Raw genomic sequence first — 5,865 nt, 5'->3', positions numbered from 1 at the left:
GAGCGTTATGATGAAGAATGTTGAATTAAAAGGCATTATCCCACCTATTCTAACCCCCATGAATCCCGATGAATCGGTCAATCTGAAGGAGCTGCGCAACCAGACTGAACGCATGCTGGAGGGCGGCGTCCATGGTCTGTTCCCATTCGGAACCAACGGCGAAGGTTACATCCTAAGCGAAAATGAAAAGATTGAGGTTCTTGAGGCTGTTATCGACCAAGTAAAACATCGTGTTCCGGTGTACGCAGGCACCGGCTGCATTTCTACGGCTGATACCATTCGTATCAGCAAGAAAGCGCAGGAGCTAGGCGCCGATGTGCTGTCCATTATCACCCCTAGCTTTGCTTTTGCTTCACAAAAAGAGCTTTATGACCACTACGCGGAAATTGCTAAGCATGTAGACATTCCAATCGTGCTGTACAACATCCCTGCACGCACAGGCAACAAATTGCTTCCTGAAACCGTTGCAAAGCTGGCTAAAGATGTAGATATCATCATGGGTGCCAAAGACTCCAGCGGTGACTGGGATAACTTACTTGCCTACATCAACCTTACAAAGGACTTAGACAAAGGCTTCCGTGTTTTGTCCGGAAACGATTCACTAATTCTGCCTTGCCTGGAGGCGGGCGGTGCAGGCGGCATCGCAGGATGCGCCAACGTATATCCTCATGTTCTGGCATCTATTTATTACTTGTTCAAGGCTGGTAAGCTCGAGGAGGCTAAAGCCGCTCAAGACTCCATCGCCTCCTTCCGTGCCGTGTTCAAATATGGCAATCCTAACACTGTTGTTAAAAAGGCTGTTTCTCTGCTTGGTTATCCTGTAGGCGACTGCCGCCGTCCATTCAACTACCTATGCGACGAAGGCGTTGACGCACTAAAACAAGTTCTGAAGGAAAACGCCGACCAAGGGATGCGCTAATATGAGTATACACTGTAAGCCTATTATTGGAATTTCTATGGGTGACCCCTTTGGAAATGGCCCGGAAATTACTGTTCGTGCACTGGCAGATGCACAAATCTACGAACGTTGTAAACCCTTAGTAGTAGGCGACGAGACCTCCATGAGCTACGCTCTGAAGGTGGCCGGGAAAGTTCACGGCATTCATCTGGAGCTGAATGTGGTTTCCACACCCGCCGAAGGCAGGTACACCCATGGCACCATCGACCTAATGGATTTGAAGCTGATTCCTGCAGACGAAATTCCGGATACCTCCAAACTGGATGCACCTAAGCCTTTTGGCGTGGGAGTCTGTGCCTTAGGCGGCGAGGCGGCTTTCCAGTATGTTGTAAAAGTGATTCAGCTGGTTATGGATCGCCAGATTGATGCTACGGTTACCAATGCTCTGAGCAAGGAAGCCATAAACATGGCCGGCCATCACTACTCAGGCCATACCGAGATTTATGCTGATTACACGGGCACGCCTAAGTACACCATGATGCTGGCTCACGGCGATCTGCGGGTAGTACATGTTTCCACTCATGTGTCTTTACGTGAAGCCTGTGACCGTGTCAAGAAAGATCGTGTCCTGGATTGCATCCGTATTGCTAACGAAGGCTGCAAAGCACTGGGAATTAAAGAGCCTAAAATTGGCGTTGCGGGGCTGAATCCCCACTGTGGTGAGAACGGCATGTTTGGCTGGGAGGAAGTTGAAGAAATCCAACCTGCCATCGAGGCTGCCATGGCTGAGGGCATCATTATCCCGGAAAAGAAGCCTACCCCTCCCGATACAGTGTTCTCTAAAGCACTGGGCGGATGGTATGACATCGTTGTGGCCATGTACCACGATCAAGGTCATATCCCACTAAAGGTTAAAGGCTTTGTTTATAACCGTGAGGAAAAGCACTGGGAAGCTGTTGAAGGTGTTAACGTAACCCTGGGTCTGCCTATGTGCCAGCGTGGACCATGGCACCGGCACCGACCTTGCAGGCAGCGGCCGTTCCAGCGCGCTGAGCTTGGTCAATGCCATAGATTATGCCATCCTTATGGTTAATGCCAAGAAAGAGGCCTAACTTTGTGTGGCAGATATACTGTACACCCATTTCCCCAAACAGAATGTTTGAATTGATATATGCGCTGACTGCAAAAAAATAATCCTATAAAAGAGAGGAGTTCAAACAAATGACGATTTCAATGATTATTGCCCTTGCTATCACTGTATTCATGATTATTTTAATCATGACAGACAAACTTCCCTTCGGCGCACCTCCACTTCTCGCATGTCTGCTATTGGTTCTTTTCGGCATAGCCGATATCAAGACTGCTTTCGGAGGCTTTTCTAACTCTACCGTTGTTATGCTTGCCTCCTTCATGGCAATTATGGCGGCTCTACAAAAGACCAGCTTTATTGTTTCTTTCAAAAAAGCAATGTACAACATGGCTAGCAAAGGTGGATTTAGGGCCTATGTACTGTTGATTCTTGTGGTTATGCTAGGCTGCAGCCTATTCGGCACAGGCTCAACTGCATACTATGTTCTTACGCTAGGTATACTATCCGCCATACCTTACAATGAGAAATTACCAGGTTCCAAAATTATTATGACTTCCGGCTTCGCTGCCAACCATCCTCTAATTCCGGTAAACGTGGCGCTGCAATACGGCATTGTTATTGCTGTTCTGCAAGCTGCCGGAGCAGCTGTTGGTAATGTTTCCTTAGTGAAATTCTCTGTTGTGAACTTAATACTCTCGTTAGCCTTCCTAGTATGGTGCTTAATTGCTTACAAAAGACTACCTAGCCATCCTGCTGCAGCGGCCACTGAAAATGCTGAGTCCCAGGGCGAAATTGTTATCGAAATGCCAAAATGGAAAGAGTACACTACTTATGCAGCCTTTGTGGCTGCCGTTGCGGGCATGATTCTTCAAAGCAAAATTGGCGATTCAGGCTATGTAATTCCAGGTTTGGCTGTAGCTGTGATACTAGCTGTCCGTGTTTTGGATTTCAATGAAATTCGTAACAGCATCGGGGCTCCCATCATTTTGATGTCTGCCGGTGTTATCGGCATTGCCGATGCTCTTGGCAGTACAGGCCTAACCGCTTTAGTTGGCGAAACTGTGGCCCAAATGCTTGGCAATAGCATTAATCCTTTCCTTCTGGTTTTTGCCTTCTGTGTACTGACAAGTGTACTTGCAACCCTTACAGGTTCTACCTTGGGCACTGTATATGTATTTGCACCTTTGGCTATTTCTACCTGCCTAAGCCTAGGGTTAAATCCGACTGCTGCTGCGGCCGCAATCGTAGTTTCAGGCTGGAACGGCCATTTCCTTCCTATTGACGGCATGCCGGCTATGATAATGGGCCTTGGCAACTACAAGCTAACCGAGTTCTGGAAATTCACAATTCCGATGTACTTCATCCGTTTGTTGGCTCTGACTGCCGGAGCGTTGATGATGTTCCCGCTGTAAGCTTCCGAAGTGATTGAATTTTCCGATATTTACAAAAAGAGGTATGATTATGAATAATAAATTTGAACTGGAGCATATCGGCATCAATACACCAAATGCCGAGGAGGCAGAAAAACTGGCTCGGCTTCTGAGCATGATGTTTAACCTTGAGTTTCGTCACGGACAAAAGTCCGAATTCGGCGGCCCTTACTTCGAGTGTATGAAGGCTCCATTCCTGGGTGCAAACGGTCATATCGCTATGCGTACACCTGATTTGACCGCTGCCGCAGAAGAGCTGAAAGAGAAAGGCTTCTCCTTCAACATGGATACTGCCGCATATTTCGAGGATGGTAAACTGAAGAACGTCTATTTAGACGGCGAGTTTGGCGGCTTTGCCATCCATATTATGCAAAAGTAACGGCAAATCATTACAACAAAAATCCTGCCAAATTCTCAATATCTTTGAACTAATTTGGCAGGATTTTTATATTTAGATTGAAAAATATATTAAATATCGCCCCAGACAGGCGAAATGAAAAAGTAGCAGAATTCAAGCCGAACAATAAAACAATACAACATAATTAAAAATGTTGGTAGACCAACGGTGATGCAATGAAAATTTGGGAGAGTAGAAAAAAGAGAGAAGTAGTATTGTGTGGTAAATGGAGAGTCGGCGGCGTTATTGTGAAAGAAACATGTAAAACATGCAATTACCCGTTAGTATACTTTGATAAATATGATTGCAATTTCTGCCCTAATTGTAATGAATGGTCAGATGATGGTTGTGGAGATGAGAATTGCCCGTTTTGCAGTAAGCGCCCGGAAACTCCATTCCATGAATTTTATAAATAAAGAATTACGAGGAATTAGATTCATATTCAACTATTAAGGATTTTTTAATAGTTCAAACCGAAGGCAATCTCGAGGTTAATCGGAAGATGCAATTCTATAGCGGTAAACTGACGAAATGAGGAAAGCACCATGCTAATTCAATCGAATCCCATTTTCAAGGGTATTCTCTAAGATGCTTCTGCTGCTGGTCTTTTGGACTTGTCAGTGTTTCGCCCAGGGCACATGGATCTACTCTGATGCGGGTGCAGCTTATTACGCATCTAATTCGTCGGAAGATACTCCTTTTAGTTGGACAGGAGAAGTGCGCGAGGGTAAATTGCATGGATATGGAATGCAGCAATTCTATACGCCTTCTGGTATGAAACTGGGTAAATATGAGGGGCATATGAACTATGGATTTCGTCAGGGATTTGGAATTTTGGGCTGGGGCGGATACGAGTATGCCGGGGAGTGGAAGGAGAGCCTGTACCACGGGCAGGGAATAGAAAGGACTGCTGCTAACGCATACAAAGGTGAATTCCGCAATGGCGAGAAAAATGGATATGGCATTTTGCTGGGGGATGGAACTGTACATACCGGAACCTTTATCGATGGGAAACTCATCAATGCATCGGAACTGAAAGAAGGGTATTTTATCATCGGGTTATGCAGCAAATCTTATGATGAAGCGGCTGCAGAAGCCGATAAATCCAGGGCTCTTGGTTTTACTCCCGCAGTATCCTACTCTTCTCAATGGAGCAATCTGACTCCGGGTTACTATATGGTTGTTTACGGAGTCCTGCCTACAATGGAAGACATTCAGTTTTTAGATAACTTTAAAGTGCATGGGAATATCAGCTATTATATAAAATACTCGGGGAAACAGCTTGGGAAAACTATAGGCCAAGAAGTTAACCAGGTAATAAAACATGGCTAAATCGTCTTATTTAATATTGTAGGGGTATTTGCGTGAATTAAAGGTTATGGGTGATACTTTGGAATTGGGTTTTAGTAAAGAGTATTCAATGGAGTTTAAATGGCTTCCAACTAAAATAGCAGTACCTTCTGATAACAGTGTAATGAACCGTCCCTGGAGTTCCCTGAATTCTATTATTACTGAATTAAATGAGCGCTTTGAATATGGGTTAAGCAATGTTAGAGAAGGTTCTGCACAATAAGTTTTAAAAAATGCAGTGATGTTAATGCCAAAATTGTGAATTGGTGGGGCAATAATGGTGATTATCCGGTAACGTAACCATAAGAATATCGAAAAGAGGTTTGAAATGGCATCGTTCGTACTATTACTTAAAGAACATGAAGATGAAGAAATAGTAATATACAGATTTGGTCCTAACGAAGAACAAATGGGACGAATAGAATTAAATAAGAAAACAAATATGTTTACGGAACTGGAACCTGTTTCTGACCCGAATCAATCATCAAAATTCTACTTCGATAGAGCTGCTCAGCGACTAGCGAGATGTGTAGTGAAAGAAGGAGGGACATTTCCGACAAAAGCAGCTTTTGCGTCATGAGGAGGTAAGTGTATGGCTAATCGCAGTTACCTATATTCGAGTGATGTAATACCTGGACACAATGCAACAGGCAAAAGTGAGCTTAGCGGTATTTCGGAATAGAATTACGATATCCCAAGA

The 5,865-nt window shown here is 44.6% G+C and carries 6 protein-coding genes and 1 pseudogene; all 7 read left to right on the top strand.

Annotation, left to right across the window (positions count from 1 at the left end):
• The first annotated feature begins 10 nt into the window (after positions 1-10).
• Positions 11-919, top strand: a complete 909-nt coding sequence (dapA, locus tag ALO_RS15575) for a 4-hydroxy-tetrahydrodipicolinate synthase (protein ID WP_040293618.1) — start codon at positions 11-13, stop codon at positions 917-919.
• A 1-nt stretch (position 920) separates the two neighbouring features.
• Positions 921-2,010 (top strand): annotated as a pseudogene (locus ALO_RS15570) (PdxA family dehydrogenase).
• 109 nt (positions 2,011-2,119) lie between these two features.
• Complete coding sequence (locus ALO_RS15565) at positions 2,120-3,400, top strand: SLC13 family permease (protein ID WP_004097657.1); 1,281 nt, start codon at positions 2,120-2,122, stop codon at positions 3,398-3,400.
• A 49-nt stretch (positions 3,401-3,449) separates the two neighbouring features.
• Entirely contained in the window at positions 3,450-3,797 is a 348-nt protein-coding gene (locus ALO_RS15560; RefSeq protein ID WP_004097655.1) for a VOC family protein, read from the top strand.
• Positions 3,798-4,403: 606 nt separating this feature from the next.
• Entirely contained in the window at positions 4,404-5,147 is a 744-nt protein-coding gene (locus ALO_RS21030; RefSeq protein ID WP_083821124.1) for an MORN repeat-containing protein, read from the top strand.
• Positions 5,148-5,175: 28 nt separating this feature from the next.
• Entirely contained in the window at positions 5,176-5,388 is a 213-nt protein-coding gene (locus ALO_RS22155; protein WP_139025420.1) for a hypothetical protein, read from the top strand.
• Between the two features lie 105 nt (positions 5,389-5,493).
• Positions 5,494-5,745 carry a hypothetical protein gene (locus ALO_RS15550; protein ID WP_004097648.1) on the top strand — a complete coding sequence of 84 codons (252 nt, stop codon included), beginning with the start codon at positions 5,494-5,496 and terminating at the stop codon, positions 5,743-5,745.
• Positions 5,746-5,865: the final 120 nt, after the last annotated feature.

It is taken from the genome of Acetonema longum DSM 6540, from assembly GCF_000219125.1.
Taxonomy (GTDB): Bacteria; Bacillota; Negativicutes; order Sporomusales; family Acetonemataceae; genus Acetonema; species Acetonema longum.
The sequence above is the reverse complement of the archived record's forward strand: the minus strand, read 5'-3'. Positions and strand labels throughout refer to the sequence as shown.

Coding starts and splice junctions, on each gene's coding strand:
- dapA (WP_040293618.1), top strand. CDS start 11: ATGAAGAATGTTGAATTAAAAGGCATTATCCCACCTATTCTAACCCCC.
- ALO_RS15565 (WP_004097657.1), top strand. CDS start 2,120: ATGACGATTTCAATGATTATTGCCCTTGCTATCACTGTATTCATGATT.
- ALO_RS15560 (WP_004097655.1), top strand. CDS start 3,450: ATGAATAATAAATTTGAACTGGAGCATATCGGCATCAATACACCAAAT.
- ALO_RS21030 (WP_083821124.1), top strand. CDS start 4,404: ATGCTTCTGCTGCTGGTCTTTTGGACTTGTCAGTGTTTCGCCCAGGGC.
- ALO_RS15550 (WP_004097648.1), top strand. CDS start 5,494: ATGGCATCGTTCGTACTATTACTTAAAGAACATGAAGATGAAGAAATA.